Here is a 21,561-nt window from a genome sequence, read left to right on the forward strand (position 1 = left end):
TGCCGCAGGGTTGTTACGGCTCAAGCGTTCGCAGACGCCTGAGCGGGAGCGGACGGCTCTCCAAGGGACAGCATCAGGCGATTGGCCCAATTGAAGAAAGCGGACCCGTTGATCACGTCAACGATCTCAAGATCGTCGAGCCCCGTTGCACGAAGCGCTTCCACATGCTTCTGCCCGAACCGGATGGGTGTTTCCGTCAGAGAAACGGACGCGTCGATAATGGCGTTCCAACGTGGATCAATATCCGCGGTAACGCCTTCGTCCAGCAGGCGCTGCACATCCGCCTTCCGCTTCGAGTACTGCGTCGCGAAGCGGGAATGGACGGAGGCGCAGTAAATGCAGCCGTTTAAACGCGATGTCGCCGTTGCGGCCAGTTCACGCTCCGCCCGTGGCAAACCGTCAGCCGTGTTGTAGAAAATGTCCTTGTCCGTCTTCGTTCTGGCTTGCAGCACGTCGGGATCCCGCGCCAGGAGAAGGAAATACGGTGACTTCGAGCGGGACGCATCGACGAGACCTGCCCAATGCCGCTCGGTCAATTGGTCCGCCGGATATGGCTCAAGCCAGGGGAGCCAGCCCAGTTCCTCCTGGGTGAAAATGACGGGCTCTGTGTTTTCAGGATGTGAAAGAATGCTTTCCGACATGGTTCTACTCCTCGTCAAATACCACCCGAAGCCAGGACAGTCGTAAAGACCGACGCTCTTTCGATCTCGACAACGGCTTGCTCATGCGCTGCGGCGAGCGTGCGCAGACCTGCAATGACGCGGACTTGAAATGACAAGAACGCGACGAGTTGAGACAGCGTTACCACATCCGTCGTCGACCAGCCGGCATCCAAGAGCTTCTGCAATGCCGCTGCGCTGGCATCCCGCGGGCGGAATACCAAGAGATGCGCATGTTCGAGGGCGGCAGACAGCCTCGGCCCGAGAATTGATCCGCTTTCCGCAGATACTCTGTAATCGGGTCCATTTTGATCTTCGGCCGTCAACGGCCCCTGAGGGTAGCGTCCATAGGGCCCTTCGGTGGAACCGTTGGCAACTTCTCTGTTTACAGCTCCCAAGATGCCTGCCTGGTCGAGCTTTCTCAAATTCCGCTCATAGAACTCGACAACGATCGGCTGGCGATGCAGACCTGCGACGAAAGTCGCGATCGCATATCTCTCGAGCGAGGTCACATTGCCGGGAACCTCCGGCTCGAAAAGTGCCTGGTAGCTCTTTTGCGCATTCTCCCGCGCCTGGGGCCTCTTGTCCCTGATTTCGGAGAGATACGTTCCGGGCGCGATGCCGGCGAGGAGATCAATGACGTCTACAGTTGCTGTGCTCATGATATCACCATGTGACGGAGACAGAGAAAGGGGACCCGTCCCGTTTCTGCTCCAATAAAATCGAGGGCTCGTTATGAGTGGGTCAGCGCACGAGAGCGACGCGCTTCTGTGGCTGGATGTCCTGGGGTTGCCATCCGAGGGCTGGAGCGACCTCCGTGGCAATCAGCTCGATCGAGCGCAGAATGGCGGAATGAGGCGGATCGACCGAGTGCACTTGGAAAACCAGATCCGTCACGCGAGGAAGGGTCGTGTCCGCCCTGAGCGAGGAAATAACATCATCCGGCGTTCCTGCATGCGTGTCGAGCGCGGCCATGATCTCCTGCAGGCTGTTGCCCGGAATGACGTGCCCCTTCGCGGCAAACTGATTGACAACCCGTCGCAGGCCTTGCTCCGCAAGATGAAGGGCTTCATCACGTTTGTCAGCCACAAAAAGCGTCCGCGACGCGACTATCCGAGGCTCGCGGCCATTTGGCAAAGCATCGAGGTAGGCATCGATAATCGGATGCTGGATCTCATCGAGAGACGCGTGCGGTTTCTCCGCCGGCCGAGGTTGCGTGCGGGATAGCATCAAGCCGTCGCCCGCCTTGCCGGCGCGGGTACCGCCCCATACGGAAAATGTTGCCTGCCAGATGCGTTCATTCAGGCTCGCCGCCGTGGGATAGAGCGTTTCACCTCCTTCGAGCGTTTCTCCCTTCCACGCGCCACGAACAGTCGCGAGGTGCCGTTCATAGATTTCCGATCGATTGGCGCTGTCGAGGCCGAATGCCGTAAATGAGGAAGGTGTGCCGCCAGTTCCGACGCCAATCTCGAGGCGGCCGCCTGAAAGAAGGTCGAGGACAGCCGCATCCTCGGCTACTCGAACCGGATTCTCCAACGGGAGGGTGATAATTCCTGTACCGAGACGAATGCGCGAGGTACGCGCCGCTACATGCGAAAGAAACACCAGAGGAGCCGGCAATCCTCCTTCAGCCTCATGGAAATGGTGCTGCGCGACCCACGCGGAGTCGAAGCCATATTGCTCGGCGTGAAGGATCTGTTCCGAGGCAAGCCGGTAACGCTCTCCTGCGCTTGTCTCGTCGAGCAAGCGCGTAAAAAAGCCAAGCCGTTTCGTTTGAGGACCTTTGGTCATGAGCTTGCTCCGAGCAGTGAAAGGGAAATGTCGGACCCCGCAGAGCCTCTTTGCCCAGGGATCGCCTTGATGAGTTCGCGCGTGTAATCGCTTTTGGGCCGCCTGAAGACCTCTTCAACGGTTCCGACATCCACTTGGCGTCCATTGTGAAGAACAGACACCGTGTCCGCTATTTGTCGAACAACAGCTAAATCGTGGGAGATAAACAGGTAAGTCAGGTCGAGGGCTTGCTGGAGCTCGTCGAGGAGCCGGAGAATTTGCGCCTGCACTGTGACGTCAAGCGCAGATACGGCTTCGTCGAGAATGATGACCTTGGGATTGAGGATCAGAGCTCGCGCGATGGCGACGCGCTGACGCTGCCCGCCGGACAAGGCACGGGGCTTACGCTCAAGCACGGCTTCGGGAAGACCGACGCGTTCAAGGATACGGCGGACTTTTTGAGCACGCTCTTCTCGCGGAATACGCTCGAAGTTGAGAAGTGGCTCCTCAATGATCTGAAAAACCGTTTGCAACGGATCCAGCGATCCGAACGGGTTCTGATAAACAAGCTGGATTGTTTGCCGGAACTGGCGCAATGCATCGCCACGAAGCGTCGTGACATCAACACCTTCGACCACGATGCGTCCGGATGTCGGCTTCTGAAATCCGACAACACTACGGGCTGTGGTCGTCTTTCCCGAGCCGGATTCCCCAACGATCGCATGCGTGGACCCGCGGCGCACTTTAAAGGAAACGCCATCGACTGCACGGAACGTCTCCTGCGTACCCCCTCTGACCGAAAAGTCCTGGATCAGATTTTCGACGACAATCGCATCGCCTTGTTCTTCATGTCGTACGCCTCCGCCTCTGGAGAGACGCTGAGCGCCGCGAAGGGATGGAGCGTCCGCAAGAAGCTGGCGGGTGTATTCGCTTTTCGGAGACGCGAGTATTTCCTCGGTTGGCCCCTGCTCCTGAACCCGCCCGTCCTTCATCACAATGAGACGGTTTGCCCGGTCCGCCGCCACACCCAGATCGTGGGTCACAAGCAAGACAGCCGTTCCGTTCTCCCGGCGCAACTCGTCGATCAGATCGAGGATACGTTTCTGCACCGTTACGTCGAGAGCGCTTGTCGGCTCATCGGCGATAATGAGAGCCGGCTGCAAGGCGACCGCGATCGCGATCAGCACGCGCTGCCGCATCCCACCTGAAAGCTCATGAGGATACTGCTTCGCGCGGAGTTCCGGCTGCGAGAGCCCGACGCGGGCGAGAAGTTCGAGGACGCGGGCGTCGATCTCCCGCTGATTTCCCCAGCGATGGATACGCAGGATCTCCCCGACCTGATCGCCGATTGTCTTCACCGGATTGAGGGAGCTCACCGGATCTTGAGGAATAAGGCTGATCTTGCCACCTCGAATGGTGTCAAGCTGTCTCTGCGACCAGCCGGAGATATCGGTCCCATTGAGTTTGACGAAACCGGAATCGACGCTCCCGTTCTCGGCCAATAGCCCGATCACCGCCTGGGCGGTCGTGGTCTTTCCCGAGCCCGACTCTCCGACAATCGCCACGACCTCGCCTGGATGAACGTCAAAGGCGATGTTGTGAACGACCTTCTGAATGCCGCCATGACCCTTATAGGACACACAAAGGTTGCCGACCTCCAGGACAGGGATCCTCGCGGCTTCCAAGCTCGGGATGTGGTTGGTCGTGCTGCTCATAGGCGGATCTTTCCGAAGGATAGGCTGATCCGATTGGCAGCCAGCACGACGAGGATCAGCACTACGCCCGGAGCCGTCGTCAACCACCATGCGCGGGCAATGTAATTTCGCCCTTCTGCAATCAGGAGGCCCCACTCGGGTGTGGGCGGAGGCGCGCCATAGCCCAGGAAACCCAACGTCGAGATCGCGAGAATGGCTGCTCCGAACTGGAGAGCCGCCAGGCCGACAACCGAAGTCAATGAATTCGGCAACACATGCCGCAATAGGACCCGGCTGAAGGTGCCGCCACTGCCAAAGGCTGCCTCGACATAATCACTCGCTCTGACCCGCACCACTTCCGACCGAGCAAGGCGCGCAAAGCTGGCAATGGACGTAATACCGACCGCGATAGCAGCATTAACCGTGCCAAAACCCAACAGGATGACGATGCTCAAGGACAGGAGCAATTGCGGAATCGACAGCAGTACGTCGACCCCGCGCATAATGACGCTGTCGACTTTGCCACGCGCGGACCCCGCGACAAGGCCAAGCGCGGTTCCCACCACAAGACCGACTGCGACGGCGACAAGGGCTCCCGATAAGGAGTTTCCAGCACCATAAATGAGCCGTGCGAGCAGATCGCGGCCGAGGGCATCAGTTCCCAGCCAGTGTTCGGCGCTGGGCGCGCGTAGTTGCTGCCGTGCAACGCCGACGGTTCCGCTGTAGCTCGTGAACCAAGCGGGAAATATCGCCCAGAGTATGACTGTTGCAATCACGAGCCAAGACAAGACAAGTCCAGCTGAGACGCGCCGCAAGGCGCGCCACCGCAGTAAAGCAGAGTGCAGGAGGGCATGATCAGAACGCCGCAGCGTGGAGGATAAGTCCTGAAGAGCAGGTCCTTCGGTTCGGACGGTCGAGTTTAATCCAGTCATGCGAGGGCACCTCCTTTATGTCTGAGGCGTGGATCAAAGACCGGGTAAAGAAGATCCACCACGAGATTGATGACGACGAAGGCAGCCGCGGAGAACACAACCAGCGCCTGGAGAACAGCGATGTCCTGATTGCCCACGGCGCGCTGAGTGACCCCGCCAATTCCGTTAAGCCCGAAAACGGCTTCGGTCACGACTGCGCCTGCGAGAAGCTCGCCGAACAGAATGCCGGCAATTGTCAAAGTCGGCAGAACCGCGTTTTTAGCCACATGCTTCCATAAGACCCAGCTGCGTGAAGCACCCTTCGCACGGGCTACGGCGATGAAAGGCTCAGTCAATACATCGTCGATGTTCCGCATCAGGATCTGCGCAAGCGGCGCGGAGATCGGTATTGCGAGTGTCAGAACCGGTAGGACAAGGGCCTGCCATGGTCCTGGATTGATGACAGGAATGAGTTTCAACTGGAAAGAAAAGATTTGAATTAAGAGAATCCCCAGCCAAAAGACGGGTGTTGAAACAAAGAGCGACGGCACGGATCGCATCGCAGAGCGTAGCCAGGAAAACGGACCCAGTACCGACACGACGGAAAGCGTGACAGCGACAATCACAGCCAGCAAAAATCCCAGCGTTGCCAACCATACGGTCGGGGGCAAATTAGCGATCAAGACATCGCTGACCGGAACGCCGGCCTGCACCGAATAGCCGAAGTTCCCCGAGAGAAAATTTGCAACAGCATGGAGGTATTGGGTCAGAATCGGGGAGTCTGCGGCATATGACGCGCGAATGTCGGCAATCTGCTCAGGCCCGAGACCAAGCTCTGGGTTCAGAAACTTGATGAGGATTGCGTCGCCCGGAAGGGCCTGAAGCAAGACGAATGAAACTGTGAAAGCTGCCCAAAGAACAACCGCAGCCTGCCCGATCCGACCGATCATATACTTCGACATGAGTTTATTCGCTTCGAACTGGAGGATCAGTGGGATGGGCCGGAAGCTGCAAGAAGTCCTTGGTGGCTTCCGGCCATTGCGATCACCTCACGAACGAGGTGCGATCCAGACGCTGTAGAAACTCGGGCGTCCGACCGCTTCAAATGCGATTCCGTTTACATAGGGCGCCGATGCGAAGGCTTGCGGCTCTTCGAAGATCGGAATGGCATAGGCCTGATCGATCACATAAGTCTGGATATCTCCTGCAATGGAAAGGCGCTTTGCCTGGTTGGGCTCGGACGCCAAGTTTTCGAGGAGACCATTGAGTTTCTCGTCAACGAAAGACTTAACCTTGTCGCTGTTGCCGCCTTTCTGCAGCAGGACGTTGCGATTGGTCGGGTAATACTGGCTCTTGATCACGTCGGGATCCGCGCGCCCAACCATAGCAGGGGATACGGGAGCCTTGGACGGATCGAGGTTATTAATGGTTGCGGTCCCTGAATCTCCCGTAAGAACGTTGAGCTTCACGCCGACCTTTGCCCACTGCTGAGCAACGAGTTGCAGAGTTTCCTTGTTCTGCGGTTGCGGCAGCGACTCGTATGCCGTCAATTCGAGACTTTGGCCGTCTTTCTGTCGAAGGCCGTTCGAACCTGTCTTCCAGCCGGCTTCGTCCAAAAGAGTCCTGGCCTTATCGAGATTATAGATCAGGTTGGACGACAGATCTTTGTATCCGAGGGCCGTCTTGGCAATGATTGATGTGGCCTTGGGATAGTTATGAGAGAAGAGTGTCGAAACGATCTCGTCCGTATTCGTCGCGTGTAGCAACGCCCGACGCACTCGTACATCGGAGACGAGGGTATTATCGGGCCTGAAGACAACACTGTTGTTTACGCCTCGTGTAGAAGGCGCATAGATTCTATATCCCTCGTCTTCGACCTGCTTCTCGTCATAGGCCTGAATTTGACGGATGAAGTCGGCTTGTCCTGCGAGCAATGCACCGATACGGACACTATCTTCCGGTGTGACGATAAGTTTGATCGTGTCGAGATAGGCGCGCCCTTGGTGCGCGAGCCGCGCGGGCCCCCACTTGTAATCCTTGCGCGCGGTGAGGGTTAGCTCGCGCCCCAGCGTCTCGCTGGCAACCACAAACGGTCCGGATCCGATGATCTTTGTCGCGTCGCCCAGGGCTTCGTACGGTAGGGCTAGGGTCGCCGGCGAGACCAGGCCCGAACCGATGACGGAGGTTCCCTGCAAGAAGCCGGGCGACGGCCTCTTGAAATAGAATTTAACGGTGAGTGCGTCGATAATCTCGCTGCGATCGTAGTTATTGATGACCTCGGAGATGGGAAGCTTCAGCTCCTTGTTGCCACGCCCAAACGTGTCGTAGTTCTTGGCGACAGCGGCAGCATCGAGCGGGGTCCCGTCGGAGAAGGTGACGCCGGGCCGAATTTTGAAGGTATATTCCGTCGCATCCGCATTCACGGTCCAGGATTCTGCGATCCATGGCTCTATCTCGAGTGTCTGCGGATTCTGATAAGTGAGCTTATCGGTGATCTGGTTGAGAATGCCGCCGTTAGGATAGAAACCGCCTGCGGGCGGATAGAGATTCGTGTGGGCCTGCTGTTCAAGGTAGACGAGAGTTCCTCCCGTGGCCGGCGCCGGGCTCTGCTCGGCAGCAACGCTCTTGGTCCAACCGGAAGCAAGGAGCGAGACCCCTACCAGCGCCGCCAGACCAGCTTTATTCTTGAGGCTTCCTTTAAGCGACATGATGATCCCCTTCTTACAAACCCAAACGTTGAGCGACGGAGCAAATTATCCGGAGAAGATCAGCAAAGGGCAATTAGGACGTTCTTTTTTTAGAACGCTACTCGGTGATAGAACTTTCTACGATAGGCAACTTCCAGAGAAGAATTGTCTTTCTTCCACTTGAAAGCACATGATTGGATGAATGATCGGAGCATCGCAGAGCTCTAAAATCAATTTTTGTTCGTTTTATAGAACAATTGGCTGGCGCACTGCGCGTCGATACCTTTTTTGATTGAAAAATCCAGTACTGGAGGAAATTATGAGCGCCCTAGCGGCTTGTGCGAAATAAAATTCTCTGAATATATCTCTGGAATCACTTCCGTAGAATTATTTAGTTATTCTCAAAAACAAGCCGGCACTACTCAAATGGACGCTACCGATATCAAAATTCTGACCCTCCTTCAGGAAGATGCCAGCATCTCCATTGCCGAGCTCGCGCAGAAAGTTAACCTGTCCCAAACACCGTGTTGGAAGCGCATACAACGCTTGGAAGCATCCGGGATTATTCAAAAGCGTGTTGCGCTTGTTGATCCTGAAAAAGTTGGTTTGGGCCTCACAGTGTTCGTTTCGATCGAAACCAACGATCATTCCGGTTCCTGGTTGGAGAGCTTTGCGGAGTTTGTTTCGGAAATGCCGGAGGTCATGGAGTTTTACCGGATGGCAGGAGATGTCGATTACATGCTCCGCGTCGTGGTTTCTGACATGGCTGCCTATGACGGTTTCTACAAGCGGCTTATAGAGACCATTCCCCTCAAGAACGTAACGTCCCGCTTTGCCATGCAAAGGGTAAAGGCGACCACGGTCCTCGCGCTGAAGGCAAGCAAGTAAATCTGAAGAGCTTCATGCCGGGGAGAGATCGCGGATACGAACTCCTGTCTGCAACGCGTTGACGCTTTCCTGAACCAACTGGGACAAGCGTTCCTGGAGCAGAGGGTCTCGAATATAGCCGTCGCGATAGGCGCTGTCGGAAACAAAGACACCGGTCGGAAGGACTTGGGCGTTGAAGAATCCGAAGAGTGGGCGCAGCTGATGGTCGATCACCATCGCATGCCGGTCGCTTCCACCTGTCGCGATCAGGGCTACTGGCACTCTTAGCAACGATTTGTAATTGATGAGATCAATGAAGTGCTTGAAGAGGCCTGTATAGGATCCGTTATAGACAGGCGAGCCGACGATCAGCAGATCGGCTTGTTCGACATCGTGTAAGGCGTCGAGCAGTAAAGACGATGCATCGGCGCGCGATCGAATGGCGAGATCGGACACCAGCTCTGCGATATCAATAAGCCGCGCACTGCCTCCTGTCTCCTGCGCCACTCGGCTCAAAAGGTCTGAAACCAGTCGTCCTGTGCGGGAGTGAAGCGTAGGGCTGCCAGAAATGGCAACAATATGAGACATGGAATCCTGCTCGCTGAATGAGCGGGAAGCGTTCTTCGAAAATGGGCCGGAATCAATAGAACCGTTTTCCAAAGAAGAGACCGTTCAGAGAAGATGGATACCGCAGCCCGGGACGGATGCGGGGACTTCTTCTCCATCCCGGTAGGATACGATCTACGAGGCACCAACAGTGAGCCGTTGTAATTTCCGCTCATAACAGAAATAGAATATCATTTCTTTTGCTGACTGATACAGGGCCTAATCGGGTTCATTCCCATTTTCCCCCTCGGTTTCCAGCTGCCAAACCATGGCCCTCCTGCAGGCCAAGCTTAGCAGTAGATAAACGCATTGATGTTATGTATCTTGCCGCCTCATCGTTTCTGAGGGCCTCTCAATGAGATTTGCGATCCTCTGTGTTCTGTTTGTTGCTGCCATCGGCCTAGTCGGCGCGCTGATCCAATTTCCTTTTTCGCAGCTCAAAAAGGAATATGCCTGGATTGATAAGGCTCTCATTGAAGAAAGTGACACGATCGTCAAAGACAAATCGGGCGATACAGCCTTTTGCTACATCGGACCACAATCGTTCCCCGTCTCGACCGCAAGAGCTCAATTTCCCACATATTGGGTTGAACCGTTTGCTGGAGACCACCCTCTCGAAGGTTCAAGCAGCTGGACCTTAGCCATTGCGTCAAAGAGCAAGAACATCGTCGCGCTGCGAACGAGCATCACTTCGACAGGTCAACGTTTCCCCGATGTGGTTTCGTGCGGCCCCGGCATCACCCTCACCCCATCCGGAAAGGAGTGGGCCGTGAAGGCCGCGGCAAAATAAGCCACCGTTCTGCACGGAGCGGGTTTTAGAAAAGCCGCTGTCAGGGAACATGTAGAGAATCGTCAACTGCGCTTCAGGCAGATTTCCGATATGCCGTCGAAAGCAGCGGCCCATATATGCATAAGGATGACTGAGACCGAAAGGATGGCCGGGACCATTCAACACACGAACGGGCCACATCAGATCGCCTGCCGGCCACCAATCGATCGAGCTGCAATCGATCCCGCCCATCGCGAATGAGCGGGAGACCAAACAACAGCACCATCAATCGACATGATCGATGCCCACAAGGCCCACCCCTTCGTCATAGCACGGCCGAGCAGGCACTCGATCTCTTGATCGGTTTCCATTCTGACCACTCACTTCCATTGTCTTGAGCGCAGCCCAGCGGCGAAGTGATATGTGACCAGTATTGGCCTTGTACCCTGCCCTGAGCGAAAAACACGCCCTTAAACGTGCTAGGACGCCGCTGCGGCGCGTTCACGCACTTGCAACACCGTCAGGCGCTTCAATTCTCCCGTGCGCGTAGTCCAGTCGATCGACTGTCCGACAGGAAGTCCAATCAGCGCCGTTCCGATGGGTGTAAGCACCGAGATCCAACCCTTCGAAATGTCGGCCTCCTGTGGGAAAACAAGAGTTACCGTCTGCACTCGGCCAGTTTTGTCATCGCGAAAATCGACCTCGCATCCCATGCAAACGGTATCGGCTGGATAGCGTCCTCGAGGAAGTACGTGTGCACGGTCGAGTTCCTCTCCGAGTTCGGCAGCCATATCCGGTAGAGTGTTTGCGGCTGCATTGGCGAGAACCGAAAGCTTCTCATAATCTGCCGCGGTCAAGGTGATGCTGGGCTTGCTGCCGCCAGCCTTTTTCGTCTTCATGAAAAACTTTCCTGTCGCATTGAATTCGGTCGCGGATTTCATGCGGCCGATGGGCCGGGATCGTCATCGCCATCATGAGTCGTGGAAGGTTGAACCTGCTCTGGCGCTGGACGTCGTGGCATCAACCGGACGACCTTTGCCTGCGACTGATCGGGCTCCTGTGGTTCAGATGTCGGATCCACCTCGGGTGAAGGGTTCTGCATGGCACGGTCTCCTTGGTGTTGAGCAAGCGCCGCGCTGAGAATTTGTGCCAGGAACGCGGAGGTGAGATGCCCATCCTCGGGACGCTCTCCTCCTGCCGGCAAACCGCTCTGTGGGGACACTGGATCAACGGACTTTTGCTCCGTCAGGCGAAGCACGCGTTTGAGAAAATTCTGCAGCATATCGCAGCACCGGATGCTGGCGCATCCGACCTTACAAGATAGTGGAATTTGCAAGGATGTTGCGGCGCCCCGAACTCGGAGCGCGTATACGCGTCGAGCTCGGGGCTACTTGCCCGCGATAAAATTGCCTGCCCGAAGCAGGCCGCTACGATATTGTGCAAAGCTCAACATAATATCTCGATGCTGATCTACATCGTCCTGTTTGTCAAATCTCTCGGAGAGGTTGGATGGGCGCAAAAACGCGATCACTCGATCGTGCCGGACCATACGCTCAACGGAAGCCTGGTTTCAGGCGACAGGTGCACGGCTGGCGAGGTCAATCGGCAGGCACCCGAGAAACGGCGCTCTCACAACGGGAGAATCCGTCTGGAGGGTTTTCAACTCGGCCACCAACGAAAGGAAGAAGCCTGCCATCCTCAAATCCGGCTCATCTGGCTTGCGGCCTACGACAGAACCGCAAAACCTGCTCGCGTTAACCACCCCTCAACTATGTGCCCCACTTACTGATCTGAGGCCTAAAAAAAGCGGGCGGATCGGGGCTTTCGATGAAGATAAGAACAAAGATTTTTGCGCTGGTTGCGGTGCTGAGCTTAACTGCCATTGTCATGGCGGCCATCGGCATCAGCACTTTGCGCACCTATAACCAAGCTGTCGATGACGTAAAGGCCGCCGCAACGCGTTCACTTTATGGTGAGCGTCTCAATAGGCTCGTCACTCATGTCGTGATGGAGGCAAGGGGCATTTACGCCTCCCAAGATACAAAAGAAGCTCGAAAGTTTGGTGACGGCCTTCTGTCGGCGCTCAGTGACATTGACGGCCTCCTCAAGCAATGGGAGCCGCTTGTTCCGAGCGAGGACAAGGCGCTGTTCGATGCGGTGGTCAAGGATGCTGCCGAGTTCAAGGTATTCAGGAGAGAGACGGTCCGCCTCGGTGCCGAGGTCTCGCCGGAAGCAGCCAACACACAGGGCAACAACGAAACCAATCGCGCCAACAGGAAGAAATTCCAGATCAGCATTGATGCGCTGACCAAGCGCGGCAGCGAACAGGTTGAAACTGTCGGCAGATCGACGGAGGCGCTTTATAATCAGCGTCTGATGCTGCTTTCCGTCATCGCACTGGGCGGCACTCTCCTGGCGCTCCTGATCGGATGGTTTGTGGGCCACAGGCAGATTGCTCGTCCCCTCCAGGGCGTCACGGGCGCAATCCAGAAACTCGCTTCCGGCGATTACGACCTACCTCAGGTCAGCCACGGCAAGGACGAGATCGGCGACATCTGGAAGGCCACTCGGGTGTTTGCCGAGGCCATGCAGGAGACGCAACGCCTTCGGCAGGCACAGGCCGACACGGACAGACACATGGCCGAGCGGCGGCAGGCTGAGATGGCGGAACTGGCTCGCAAGTTCGAGAGCAGCGTCGGTGGCTTGGTCCAGCACCTTTCCGTCGCAGCTCAGCAGATGGAGGTGACCGCACGTTCCATGGCAAGCACCGCCGAGCAGACCAATCAGCAATCGAATTCGGTAGCGGCTGCAGCAGAGGAAACCTCAACCAATGTTCAGGCGGTCGCTGCGGCGACCGAAGAATTGGCAACCTCGTCCAGTGAGATCGGAGCGCAGGTGTCTCAAACCTCGAAGGCTGCCTCCAGAGCGGTCGAGAGTGCGCGCACGATGAACCTTCGGGTCGAGACGCTAGCTGCTGGCGCGCAGAAGATCGGTGACGTCGTTGCCCTTATTCACACCATCGCAAGCCAGACAAATCTGCTTGCGTTGAATGCAACGATCGAGGCCGCGCGGGCCGGAGAGGCAGGCAAGGGCTTCGCTGTCGTGGCGTCCGAGGTGAAAAAACTAGCAACTCAAACATCCAAGGCAACCGAAGAAATCTCGGCTCAGATCACACAAATTCAGGAGGCCACCAATGAAACGGTGGGGGCGATCCGCGAGATTGGTCTGACCATCGAGGAAGTGTATCAGATCGCCGCAAGTGTTGCTGCTGCCGTCGAGGAGCAGCAGGCCGCTGCGCAAGAGATTGCGCGTAATGTGAACGAAGCGGCGCGGGGCACGCAGGAGGTGACCGAGAACATCATCCAGGTTCAGGCGGCAGCGATCCATTCAGGTTCCGCCGCCTCGCAGGTACTCTCGGCGGCAGGAGAACTTGCGCGCAATTCGTCACATCTCAGTCGCGAGGTCGAGAACTTCCTCCAGGGGATCCAGGCCGCCTGACAACCCCGGCAGAGGCCCGCGCTATACCGGCGCAGGCCTTTGCCGGAGCAATGCACCGCAGCGCGGACGTTTGCCAGCCTCCAGGGCCTCATAAGAGCTACTCGCTTCTGGCCTTGAGATCCCAGAGATGCTCTGATCCGTGCCACGATCAGAGCGGGACGAAGCATGAGACCTCGCCGACTTACAGAAACTTGGAACGATCGAAAGCGAACGGCGGCCCTATAGCGTCGGGGCGCCATGATCATCGCCACGGTGAGCTTACCGTGGGTGGAGAAATTTGGTTTGCTCCCTATTTCGAAAGAGCGGCCGTAAAAGGGACCAAGGCACTGGCCTCAAGGCGAAGGGAACACATAATGGCGAAGAATACGATCTGCCTCTGGTACGATAAGGACGCCGAGGCTGCTGCCCGCTTCTATTCCGAGATCTTTCCCGACAGCGCCGTGGGCGCGGTGCACCGTGCTCCCGGTGACTACCCCGCCGGTCAAGAGGGCGATGTGCTAACGGTGGAATTCACAGTCGCGGGAATTTCCTGCCTCGGGCTCAACGGAGGCCCTGCATTCAAACACAACGAAGCCTTCTCGTTCCAGATCGCCACAGACGATCAGGAGGAGACCGACCGCTACTGGAATGCCATCGTCGACAACGGCGGTCAGGAAAGCGCGTGCGGCTGGTGCAAAGACAAGTGGGGCGTATCCTGGCAAATCACACCGCGCGTACTCATGGAGGCGATGGCGGCGGGGGGCGATCAGGCTAAACGCGCCTTTGATGCGATGATGGAGATGAAGAAGATCGACGTTGCCGCGATCGAGGCAGCGCGACGCGGTTGATACCCCGCTCGAAATTACGGCCGCGGCAACCTGCTCTCACACGGGACCGGTGCGCTCGTCGCCATAGGGTTTCGACAATCCCCTCCCCTATCGGTCTTGTGTCGGCGCAGTGAAACAAATCGGAAAGAGAAACAAGCTCAAGGCCCTAAGCGCTCGGCTCTGCTGGGCCCAGAATCGCCTTAAAGAGCGGTGCTCCTTGCCACGCCTTTTCGTTCGCTGAAACGCCCGTACCGGAAGGCTGTCAAATCCTGACGTGGGGTGCGGCCGAGCGCGAGGTCCGCCATGGCCTTGCCCATGCCGGGAGCAATGCCGAAGCCATGCCCGCTCATCCCCGTCGCAAGAATTAAGCCAGGCAGAGGCGTGTGATCGACCACCGGCAGGGCATCGGGCAATACATCGATCATGCCCGCCCAGGTTGAGGCTATGGTCGGCGTGCCGATGGCCGGGAAAGCGGCTTCGAAATGGGATTTCAGGCGTGCGAGTTCAGCGGCGTTGGGGCGTGGATTCAGAATGCGGCACCGCTCGAACGGGCTTTCATCGGTCCTGCTCCAGCGGCGCGGAGTGCCCCAGGCGTCCGGGTAGTCTTTGGGTGCCGCAGGACGGAAATGCGTGCTCGATAGGTCAGCGCGAATTTGGGGCAGGAAGGCTCGCAGGTTCCGGAATGCGTCCGGTCCGATGAAGAACTCATGAAACGACCATGGCGTCAGCGTATAACCACCATCGGCCCGGCGGCGGATGGCGAACCGATCGTCGCAGGCCGCTCCTTGGAAGAAATCGGGCATGGCGGTCGTGGCCGATACGCTGGAGAGGACCGACAGCTGCGGCAGCGTCAGGCCGTGGGCGCGCAGGAACAGTGCCGACCAGGCGCCCCCGGCGAGAATGGCCTGCGTGCAGCGCACGGTGCCAGCCTCGGTGACAATCGCAGAGAGGTGACCCGCCGAGGTTTCGAGCCCGCGCACGGCGCAGCCCTCGCGGATGATCACGCCCGCCTCCTCCGCTGCGCGAGCAAGGACCGGTACAGTGACAAAGGGCTCGGCCATTGCGTCGGAGGGCGTATGCAAAGCTCCGACCCATCCTGCGGCGTTGGGCAGGAGCGCCTCGGTTTCGCGGCGCGAAAGCAGGCGTGTGTCAACACCAAAGGGTTTGGCAAGGTCGAGCCAGTGGTCGAAGGCCTCCAAGCGCGCCTCGGTGCGTGCGAAATAGGTGATTCCCTGCTGGCGAAACCCAATGGCGGCCCGCAAAGCGTTCGGGAGATCCGCCCAAAGGCGAATTGCCTCCACCATGATTGGCAGTTCCGCGATATCGCGCCCCTGCTGGCGGATCCACCCCCAATTGCGGCCCGACTGCTCGCCTGCAAGCCGGCCCTTTTCGCAAAGCAGCACGCGCTTGCCTTCGGCTGCAAGCGCCCAGGCCCCCATAAGACCGATGATCCCACCGCCGATAACGGCAATGTCCACAGCCTCGGGGAGAGGACCGGTGAAAGCGGGAGGCGTGGCAAGTGTAATGGGGAAACCGGTCATCTCAGAACCGCGCAGCAAGGTAAGGTGTGGGATCGAAGGTGGCCGGCCGGCCGGCAAGAGCATCGGCCACCATGCGGGCTGTGACGGCCGAGAGTGTCAAGCCAAGGTGACCGTGGCCGTAAGCGTGAATCACTTCAGTGCCATGCACGGATGGTCCGATTACCGGCAGCGAGTCTGGGGTGGACGGGCGAAAGCCCATCCATTCGGTTGCGGGGGCAACCTCGCGCAGAGCCGGCAGAGCGCGGTAGGCCTGCGGGACCAGCGCTCGAATCCGTCGATAGTTCGGCGGCGCCGTCAATCCGGCGAGTTCGTCCCCGCTCACCAGCCGGATGCCGTCGTGCATGGGGGAGAGAACTAGCGACAACGCCGGGAAGACCACGGGGCCGCGCATCAGGGATGCAGTGCCGGAGCCAAAGGCGATGTGGTACCCGCGTTCCGTATCGAGGCTGACCCGGTCGCCGAGCATGCGGGCCAGAAGAGCCGACCAGGCTCCCGCGCAGATCACGAGACGGTCGAACTCCTTCGCACCGCCTTCCGCATGAACGGTCACGCCTCCAGGACGGCGGGACACGCTACGTACCTTCTGGCGCAGATGTAGCGCGCCGCGACGCGCCGCGGCGTCGAAATAGGCTTGGGCCAATCCCTGCGGGAAGCGAACGAAGCCGCTTTCGGGCTGATGGAGACCGATGGTGCAGAGCGCAGGATCAAGATTGGGCTCGAGATCGGTAACTTCCTTCCGGTCGAGAATCCGGTAGTTCACCCCGTGCCGATCCATCAGGTGACGATCGAGGGCTGTCGCGGCGAATTCGGCTTCGTTCGAATAGACCTTGAGCCAACCCTCCTGGGTAATCATCTCTTCGACCCCGGCGAGCGCCGCGAGCGCGCGATGGGCTTCGAGCGAGCGCGACACGAGGGGGCTGAGGGCCGCGGCAATGCGTTCCACCTCGGCGGGCGCTCCGGCGCGAATGAAGCGCAGGAGCCAGGGCACCACCCTGGGAGCATGCCGCAAGCGCAGCACGGCGGGCGAATTTCTGTCGAGGAGATAGGACGGCAGCGCCTTCAGCACCGCGGGTGTGGCGGTCGGTGTAACCGACCCGGTCACGATGGCACCGGCATTGCCCGATGAGGTGCCCGCACCGGGAGCATCCGGATCGAAAACCGTGACTTGGTGGCCTTCTGCCGCCAAAGTCAGCGCCATCGCACAGCCGACGATGCCGGCGCCGACAATGGCGACAGAAACGCCGCCTCGGTCTTTGGGGTGCTGTTCCAAGTCAACCATCCGTTCAGAAGTGCCGCGCCAGCCAAACGCCGTTGGCGGTCAGTGATGCAGCACCTTGCTCAGGAAGTCGCGCGAGCGCTCACTTTGCGGGTTGGTGAAGAAGCTCTCGGGATCCGCAGTCTCGACGATGGCGCCGCGATCCATGAAGATCACCCGGTCGGCCACTTTGCGTGCGAAGCCCATCTCGTGGGTGACCACCATCATGGTCATCCCCTCGCGGGCTAGGCTGACCATGACGTCGAGGACCTCGTTGATCATCTCAGGGTCGAGAGCCGAGGTAGGCTCGTCGAACAGCATGATCTTCGGCTGCATGCACAGCGAGCGGGCGATAGCCACCCGCTGCTGCTGGCCGCCGGAGAGCTGGTGAGGGTAACTCTGCATCCGGTCGGCCAAACCAACCTTTTCGAGCAGGGCGCGGCCGCGATCGTCGGCCTCTGCTTTCGACAGGCCGCGCACATGGATCGGCGCGAGCGTCACGTTTTCCAGGGCAGTTTTATGAGGGTAGAGATTGAAGCTCTGGAACACAAAACCGACCTCCATCCGCAGTTCTCGCAGCCGCACGGAGCTGCTGCCGAGATCGAAGCCGTCCACCACGAGCCTTCCCTTCTGGAACGGCTCCAGTCCGTTGATGCAACGGATGAGCGTGCTCTTTCCCGACCCGGAAGGACCGCAGACCACGACCACCTCACCTTTGGTGACAGCGAGGTCGATATCCTTCAGCACATGCAACGAGCCGAACCATTTGTTGAGGTTGGTGAATTCGATCATGGGTTAGTTTCCTTGGCCGGCGGCGAAGCGGCTGCCAGATTATAGGATCGGAGCCTGGCCATGCCGCTCCATGCGACGCGACAGCCAGATCAGCGGATAGCAGATGGCGAAGTAACCGATGCCGACGATCCCGAAGACCAGTAGTCCGTTCGGAACGCTCTGCACGATCATCCAGCCGGAGCGCGTCAGGTCGAGGAGTCCGATCGCCGAGACAACGGAGCTGTCCTTGATCAGGAGCACGAACTGCCCCACGAGCGAAGGCGTCACGACCCGAATGGCCTGCGGAAGCACGATCAGCCGCATCTGCTGCGCACGCGTGAAGCCCGAAGCAGCAGCGGCTTCGGTTTGCCCGGTGGGGACCGACTGAATACCCGCAGCAACGATTTCGCCGATGAAGCAGGCGGCGGCATTCGACAGAGCGACCACCCCCGCCGTGAAAGCGGACAGCTCGATTCCGATCTCCGGCAGGATGAAGAAGACGATGAAGACCTGCACAAGAAACGGTGTACCGCGGAAGAAGTCGACATAAAGTCCGACCACACGGGACAATGCCTTGTTTGGGCCGGCGCGCAGGATGCCGAAGGCGAAGCCGATCACGACGCCGATCAGCAAAGAAAGCGCCGAGAGCGCCAGCGTCATGCCGATGCCCTTCAGCAGCACGGGCCAGTAGCCGATGACGCGGTTGAGTTGCAGCCAGAACATACGCGTGCTCCCTCAGGCCCGGCCCGGCAGGCGGTTCTGGTGCGACCAGATTCCTGCGAGAAGTTTGAGCAGATAGTACAGCAGCAGATAGGCCAGTGCGGTAGCCACAAGCCCTTCGATCGGCATGAAGCGATCAATGGCGATCATCTGACCGGCCCGCGTCAGCTCCACCACGGAAATAAGCGACAGGAGCGAGCTGTCCTTGACCAATACGATCGCCTGCCCGATGAGGGGCGATATGGTCGGGCGCAGCGCCTGAGGCAGGATGATCAGCCGCATCCGCTGAAGGTATGTCATGCCCGAACTGATCGCCGCTTCGACCTGCCCTCGCGAGATCGCCAGAATTCCCGACCGGATGATCTCGGCCACGTAGGCGCCTGAATTCAGCGACAGGACGATGATGCCGATGAGAATCTCGGGCAGCACGATCCCCAGCCTCGGGAGACCGAAGTACAGGAAGTAAAGTTGCGCCAGCAGCGGCGTCGCACGGACCGCGTCGATATAAACGGTCGCAGGCGCCCGAAGCCAGCGCACAGGCTGAATGCTCAACGCGCACGCAATGATTCCCAGCGTCAACGCGCCTGCGAATCCCGTAGTCGACAGCATCAGCGTGGATAGAAAGCCCTGCCAGATATCCGGCAGGTATTCCAGCATCACGCGCGTGTTCAATGATCCCAGCATGGTGTTCCGCAGGGTTGCGACGTCTATCAAACGGCTCCGCGGGAGATTCCCGCGGAGCCTTCGGATCTTAGTGGTCGGCCTTCCACTTCGCCGAGGTCACCCAGTAATCGATGTTTGCCTGCAGGCTGCCGTCGAGCGTGGCGGTGTCGATGAACAGGTTGGCCCAGGTCAAGAGGTCCATCGAGTCATAGCGCACGGCGTAGGCCAGCGGCTCCTTCGTCAGCAGTTCCGGGAAGATGGTGATCGTGCCCGGATCGTAGGCAGCGGCCTGTGCCGCGACGGCCGAATTATCGTTCAGACCACAATCGGCCTGACCGGTCGCCACCGCATCCAGCAGCAGTGTGCCGCCGCCCTTGAAAGACTTGACCTTGCCTTGCGGGAATACGGTCGGCGCGAGCTTTTCACCGGAGGAGCCGAGCAGAACCGCAATGGTAGCACCGGGCTTCTTGCAGTCCTCGATCGATTTGATCGCGCCGCCGCCTTTGGCGAAGGCGACTGCGCTGACATACATGAACGGCTTGGTGAAGGCGACCTTCGTGGCGCGCGTCAGCGTTGGAGTCATGTCGGCGGCCAGGATGTCCGCCTTGCCCGACATCAGGGCCGGCAGCAGGCCATCCCAGTCGAAGTCGAGATACACGATCTTGACGCCCATTTTATCGGCCATCAGCTTCGCGAGCTCGACCGCTGAGCCCGAGCGAGCGCCGTTCTTATCCATGAACGAAAACGGAGGGCCCTGAGTCTGGACGGCCACGCGCAATTCGCCGCGCTTAAGAATTTCGTCCAGCGTGCCCGCCTCGACCTGTGCCGAGCTCGCAGCCTGACCCAGGACAGCCAGCGCAGCTGTCATGATGAAGGCACTGAATTTTCTCATTTCTTCACTCCCTTGGACATGTAGTGCCGGTATGTTCCGGCGGACGGTTTTCGTTGGAGCCGACCGTCACTCGCGGCTCGATCCGGCAGCCGCGGGGGCATCGCCGAAATCCTCATCCCAGACGCCTTTCGGTAAGCTCACCCATTTGTTGTGGGACCTCATCACCACGAACGTTTCGCTACCCTGGATCACCCCCGGCTCGGCGAGGCCCGGCAGCAGGGTGCTGGTGACATGATAGAGATCCTCCATGTCGCCCTCGAAAAGTACTTCGGCAATCAGATCGTAACGTCCGGTCACGATGCTGACTGAGGTTACAAAAGGCAGTTCGGCCATGCGTTTGGCAATCTCATCCAGCCTGCCGTGCCCATTGGCATGAATTCCGATAATAGCAATGATCAGCTCCGGCCGCTCGGCAACGTTGAGCACGCCGACGATCTTCAGAAGGTTCCGTTCGATCAGAGTTTTGAGGCGAGATCGGACGGTCGGTGCGCTGAGATCGAGCTGCGCAGCCAGATCGTTCACACCTTCCCTCCCCTCGCGAGACAGCAGCTTGGCCAGCCGCCGGTCTGCGCGGTTGAATTTTTCACGCATTGCCCATTTCCCCTGAGCAATTTTTATCTTTCAGAAAATTTTTGCAGTCAATGTCTTCGTATTGAGAAAAAAGACAAGACTTTCGTCGGGGGTGCCGTAGCTATTCCCGCTTCAGAACCCGAAAGCACTCCCTAAGGGCTAGCATCGGCAATCGCGCCCGTTGAAAAGGCGAATCTTGCAACCCGGGTTCTACGTCCTGATTTCCAATCGGAACACCCCCCAGCTCCAAGGATAGGGGTCCAGCCTGTCGAAAGCTCTTATACCGCGAGAATCCGCCAAGCCCATTTCCCGGCAATGGAGGTAGTCATTTCTCTGAGCTGGAACTGTTTGGACACGAGAAAGGTTCTGGTTCCGCAGCCAGGAGGTGTTCTAATGAGCCGCGGATTTCCATCGATGACAGCCCTGCTGGGCCTTCTCGCCATTGCAGGGTACCAAAATCGGGACAAGATCGGCGAGATGCTTCGAGGCCAGTCAACCGGAGCCGGTGCCCCCGACGCATCTGGTCAGCAGGCTCACCAGGGCGGGCTCGGCGGCCTCCTAAGCGGTCTTTCGAATACGGGTGCCGGCGGTTTGCTCGCCGGTGGCATCAATGAGTTGGCAAAGGTCTTCCAACAAAACGGCCACGGGCAAGCGATCGGCTCCTGGATCAGCCCGGGTCCGAACCAGGAGCTGCCCCCGAACCAACTTGAACAAGCCATCGGACCGGATGTCCTCGCAACGTTGGTTCAGCAAACCGGTCTTTCCCGTGAGGAGGTTCTCTCCCGCTTGTCCCGCGAGCTGCCGCGCGCCGTCGATCAGTATACTCCCGACGGCCGGATACCCACCGCGCAGGAGATGACGTAACACTCGCTGCCCACTTTC

General features: G+C 58.6%; 22 protein-coding genes. 6 read left to right on the plus strand and 16 right to left on the minus strand.

The window, feature by feature from the left end:
* Nucleotides 1–20: 20 nt before the first annotated feature.
* From LJD17_RS11775 to LJD17_RS11805, 7 genes are all read right to left on the minus strand, one after another.
* Nucleotides 21–641 carry an alkylhydroperoxidase domain protein gene (locus LJD17_RS11775; RefSeq protein ID WP_227384383.1) on the minus strand — a complete coding sequence of 207 codons (621 nt, stop codon included), beginning with the start codon at nucleotides 639–641 and terminating at the stop codon, nucleotides 21–23.
* A 14-nt stretch (nucleotides 642–655) separates the two neighbouring features.
* Entirely contained in the window at nucleotides 656–1,321 is a 666-nt protein-coding gene (locus tag LJD17_RS11780) for a CMD domain protein (protein ID WP_227384384.1), read from the minus strand.
* 82 nt (nucleotides 1,322–1,403) lie between these two features.
* Complete coding sequence (locus tag LJD17_RS11785) at nucleotides 1,404–2,450, minus strand: putative FMN-dependent luciferase-like monooxygenase (RefSeq protein ID WP_227384385.1); 1,047 nt, start codon at nucleotides 2,448–2,450, stop codon at nucleotides 1,404–1,406.
* Nucleotides 2,447–4,144, minus strand: coding sequence for a dipeptide ABC transporter ATP-binding protein (locus tag LJD17_RS11790; protein WP_227384386.1), 1,698 nt, complete (start codon nucleotides 4,142–4,144; stop codon nucleotides 2,447–2,449). The genes LJD17_RS11785 and LJD17_RS11790 overlap by 4 nt, the downstream gene beginning before the upstream one ends.
* Complete coding sequence (locus LJD17_RS11795) at nucleotides 4,141–5,055, minus strand: ABC transporter permease (RefSeq protein WP_227384387.1); 915 nt, start codon at nucleotides 5,053–5,055, stop codon at nucleotides 4,141–4,143. The genes LJD17_RS11790 and LJD17_RS11795 overlap by 4 nt, the downstream gene beginning before the upstream one ends.
* Nucleotides 5,052–5,996, minus strand: a complete 945-nt coding sequence (locus LJD17_RS11800) for an ABC transporter permease (RefSeq protein WP_227384388.1) — start codon at nucleotides 5,994–5,996, stop codon at nucleotides 5,052–5,054. Before LJD17_RS11800 ends, LJD17_RS11795 begins: the two co-directional genes overlap by 4 nt.
* A gap of 87 nt (nucleotides 5,997–6,083) precedes the next feature.
* Nucleotides 6,084–7,742, minus strand: a complete 1,659-nt coding sequence (locus LJD17_RS11805) for a TIGR04028 family ABC transporter substrate-binding protein (RefSeq protein WP_227384389.1) — start codon at nucleotides 7,740–7,742, stop codon at nucleotides 6,084–6,086.
* Nucleotides 7,743–8,147: 405 nt separating this feature from the next.
* On the opposite strand from LJD17_RS11805, the gene LJD17_RS11810 reads away from it, so the two are divergent.
* The gene (locus tag LJD17_RS11810; protein ID WP_227384779.1) at nucleotides 8,148–8,609 is read left to right on the plus strand and encodes an Lrp/AsnC family transcriptional regulator; all 462 of its coding nucleotides are present in this window, start codon (nucleotides 8,148–8,150) and stop codon (nucleotides 8,607–8,609) included.
* Nucleotides 8,610–8,621: 12 nt separating this feature from the next.
* On the opposite strand, the gene LJD17_RS11815 is transcribed toward LJD17_RS11810, so the two are convergent.
* Entirely contained in the window at nucleotides 8,622–9,176 is a 555-nt protein-coding gene (locus LJD17_RS11815) for an NAD(P)H-dependent oxidoreductase (RefSeq protein ID WP_227384390.1), read from the minus strand.
* Nucleotides 9,177–9,549: 373 nt separating this feature from the next.
* Here LJD17_RS11815 and LJD17_RS11820 point away from each other — a divergent pair, with 373 nt between their 5' ends.
* Complete coding sequence (locus LJD17_RS11820; protein ID WP_227384391.1) at nucleotides 9,550–9,984, plus strand: hypothetical protein; 435 nt, start codon at nucleotides 9,550–9,552, stop codon at nucleotides 9,982–9,984.
* A 458-nt stretch (nucleotides 9,985–10,442) separates the two neighbouring features.
* Here LJD17_RS11820 and rnk read toward each other — a convergent pair whose 3' ends face one another.
* Nucleotides 10,443–10,862 carry a nucleoside diphosphate kinase regulator gene (rnk, locus tag LJD17_RS11825; RefSeq protein WP_227384392.1) on the minus strand — a complete coding sequence of 140 codons (420 nt, stop codon included), beginning with the start codon at nucleotides 10,860–10,862 and terminating at the stop codon, nucleotides 10,443–10,445.
* A gap of 563 nt (nucleotides 10,863–11,425) precedes the next feature.
* On the opposite strand from rnk, the gene LJD17_RS11830 reads away from it, so the two are divergent.
* From LJD17_RS11830 to LJD17_RS11840, 3 genes are all read left to right on the plus strand, one after another.
* Nucleotides 11,426–11,752, plus strand: a complete 327-nt coding sequence (locus LJD17_RS11830) for a hypothetical protein (RefSeq protein WP_227384393.1) — start codon at nucleotides 11,426–11,428, stop codon at nucleotides 11,750–11,752.
* A gap of 38 nt (nucleotides 11,753–11,790) precedes the next feature.
* Nucleotides 11,791–13,461 carry a methyl-accepting chemotaxis protein gene (locus LJD17_RS11835; RefSeq protein WP_227384394.1) on the plus strand — a complete coding sequence of 557 codons (1,671 nt, stop codon included), beginning with the start codon at nucleotides 11,791–11,793 and terminating at the stop codon, nucleotides 13,459–13,461.
* A gap of 353 nt (nucleotides 13,462–13,814) precedes the next feature.
* Nucleotides 13,815–14,288 carry a VOC family protein gene (locus tag LJD17_RS11840; protein ID WP_227384395.1) on the plus strand — a complete coding sequence of 158 codons (474 nt, stop codon included), beginning with the start codon at nucleotides 13,815–13,817 and terminating at the stop codon, nucleotides 14,286–14,288.
* Between the two features lie 179 nt (nucleotides 14,289–14,467).
* On the opposite strand, the gene LJD17_RS11845 is transcribed toward LJD17_RS11840, so the two are convergent.
* From LJD17_RS11845 to LJD17_RS11875, 7 genes are all read right to left on the minus strand, one after another.
* A complete protein-coding gene (locus LJD17_RS11845; RefSeq protein WP_227384396.1) occupies nucleotides 14,468–15,808 on the minus strand; it encodes an NAD(P)/FAD-dependent oxidoreductase in 1,341 nt (446 codons plus the stop codon).
* Between the two features lies 1 nt (nucleotide 15,809).
* Nucleotides 15,810–17,078, minus strand: a complete 1,269-nt coding sequence (locus tag LJD17_RS11850) for an NAD(P)/FAD-dependent oxidoreductase (RefSeq protein ID WP_227384397.1) — start codon at nucleotides 17,076–17,078, stop codon at nucleotides 15,810–15,812.
* Nucleotides 17,079–17,126: 48 nt separating this feature from the next.
* Entirely contained in the window at nucleotides 17,127–17,855 is a 729-nt protein-coding gene (locus LJD17_RS11855) for an amino acid ABC transporter ATP-binding protein (RefSeq protein ID WP_227384398.1), read from the minus strand.
* A 39-nt stretch (nucleotides 17,856–17,894) separates the two neighbouring features.
* The gene (locus LJD17_RS11860; protein WP_227384399.1) at nucleotides 17,895–18,557 is read right to left on the minus strand and encodes an amino acid ABC transporter permease; all 663 of its coding nucleotides are present in this window, start codon (nucleotides 18,555–18,557) and stop codon (nucleotides 17,895–17,897) included.
* A 12-nt stretch (nucleotides 18,558–18,569) separates the two neighbouring features.
* Nucleotides 18,570–19,238, minus strand: a complete 669-nt coding sequence (locus LJD17_RS11865; protein WP_227384400.1) for an amino acid ABC transporter permease — start codon at nucleotides 19,236–19,238, stop codon at nucleotides 18,570–18,572.
* A 67-nt stretch (nucleotides 19,239–19,305) separates the two neighbouring features.
* Complete coding sequence (locus tag LJD17_RS11870) at nucleotides 19,306–20,109, minus strand: ABC transporter substrate-binding protein (protein ID WP_227384401.1); 804 nt, start codon at nucleotides 20,107–20,109, stop codon at nucleotides 19,306–19,308.
* Between the two features lie 66 nt (nucleotides 20,110–20,175).
* Complete coding sequence (locus tag LJD17_RS11875) at nucleotides 20,176–20,700, minus strand: Lrp/AsnC family transcriptional regulator (protein ID WP_227384402.1); 525 nt, start codon at nucleotides 20,698–20,700, stop codon at nucleotides 20,176–20,178.
* 372 nt (nucleotides 20,701–21,072) lie between these two features.
* Between LJD17_RS11875 and LJD17_RS11880 the strand changes: the two genes are divergently transcribed.
* Nucleotides 21,073–21,543 (plus strand): YidB family protein, encoded by a 471-nt coding sequence (locus LJD17_RS11880; protein WP_227384403.1) that lies wholly within the window; start codon nucleotides 21,073–21,075, stop codon nucleotides 21,541–21,543.
* The last annotated feature ends 18 nt before the right edge of the window (nucleotides 21,544–21,561 follow it).

This window comes from Microvirga rosea (assembly GCF_020595095.1).
GTDB lineage: Bacteria > Pseudomonadota > Alphaproteobacteria > Rhizobiales > Beijerinckiaceae > Microvirga > Microvirga rosea.

What these genes read in the sequence shown, in the direction of transcription:
- LJD17_RS11775 (WP_227384383.1), bottom strand. Translation starts at nt 641, where the DNA reads ATGTCGGAAAGCATTCTTTCACATCCTGAAAACACAGAGCCCGTCATT.
- LJD17_RS11780 (WP_227384384.1), bottom strand. Translation starts at nt 1,321, where the DNA reads ATGAGCACAGCAACTGTAGACGTCATTGATCTCCTCGCCGGCATCGCG.
- LJD17_RS11785 (WP_227384385.1), bottom strand. Translation starts at nt 2,450, where the DNA reads ATGACCAAAGGTCCTCAAACGAAACGGCTTGGCTTTTTTACGCGCTTG.
- LJD17_RS11790 (WP_227384386.1), bottom strand. Translation starts at nt 4,144, where the DNA reads ATGAGCAGCACGACCAACCACATCCCGAGCTTGGAAGCCGCGAGGATC.
- LJD17_RS11795 (WP_227384387.1), bottom strand. Translation starts at nt 5,055, where the DNA reads ATGACTGGATTAAACTCGACCGTCCGAACCGAAGGACCTGCTCTTCAG.
- LJD17_RS11800 (WP_227384388.1), bottom strand. Translation starts at nt 5,996, where the DNA reads ATGTCGAAGTATATGATCGGTCGGATCGGGCAGGCTGCGGTTGTTCTT.
- LJD17_RS11805 (WP_227384389.1), bottom strand. Translation starts at nt 7,742, where the DNA reads ATGTCGCTTAAAGGAAGCCTCAAGAATAAAGCTGGTCTGGCGGCGCTG.
- LJD17_RS11810 (WP_227384779.1), top strand. Translation starts at nt 8,148, where the DNA reads ATGGACGCTACCGATATCAAAATTCTGACCCTCCTTCAGGAAGATGCC.
- LJD17_RS11815 (WP_227384390.1), bottom strand. Translation starts at nt 9,176, where the DNA reads ATGTCTCATATTGTTGCCATTTCTGGCAGCCCTACGCTTCACTCCCGC.
- LJD17_RS11820 (WP_227384391.1), top strand. Translation starts at nt 9,550, where the DNA reads ATGAGATTTGCGATCCTCTGTGTTCTGTTTGTTGCTGCCATCGGCCTA.
- rnk (WP_227384392.1), bottom strand. Translation starts at nt 10,862, where the DNA reads ATGAAGACGAAAAAGGCTGGCGGCAGCAAGCCCAGCATCACCTTGACC.
- LJD17_RS11830 (WP_227384393.1), top strand. Translation starts at nt 11,426, where the DNA reads ATGCTGATCTACATCGTCCTGTTTGTCAAATCTCTCGGAGAGGTTGGA.
- LJD17_RS11835 (WP_227384394.1), top strand. Translation starts at nt 11,791, where the DNA reads ATGAAGATAAGAACAAAGATTTTTGCGCTGGTTGCGGTGCTGAGCTTA.
- LJD17_RS11840 (WP_227384395.1), top strand. Translation starts at nt 13,815, where the DNA reads ATGGCGAAGAATACGATCTGCCTCTGGTACGATAAGGACGCCGAGGCT.
- LJD17_RS11845 (WP_227384396.1), bottom strand. Translation starts at nt 15,808, where the DNA reads ATGACCGGTTTCCCCATTACACTTGCCACGCCTCCCGCTTTCACCGGT.
- LJD17_RS11855 (WP_227384398.1), bottom strand. Translation starts at nt 17,855, where the DNA reads ATGATCGAATTCACCAACCTCAACAAATGGTTCGGCTCGTTGCATGTG.
- LJD17_RS11860 (WP_227384399.1), bottom strand. Translation starts at nt 18,557, where the DNA reads ATGTTCTGGCTGCAACTCAACCGCGTCATCGGCTACTGGCCCGTGCTG.
- LJD17_RS11865 (WP_227384400.1), bottom strand. Translation starts at nt 19,238, where the DNA reads ATGCTGGGATCATTGAACACGCGCGTGATGCTGGAATACCTGCCGGAT.
- LJD17_RS11870 (WP_227384401.1), bottom strand. Translation starts at nt 20,109, where the DNA reads ATGAGAAAATTCAGTGCCTTCATCATGACAGCTGCGCTGGCTGTCCTG.
- LJD17_RS11875 (WP_227384402.1), bottom strand. Translation starts at nt 20,700, where the DNA reads ATGCGTGAAAAATTCAACCGCGCAGACCGGCGGCTGGCCAAGCTGCTG.
- LJD17_RS11880 (WP_227384403.1), top strand. Translation starts at nt 21,073, where the DNA reads ATGAGCCGCGGATTTCCATCGATGACAGCCCTGCTGGGCCTTCTCGCC.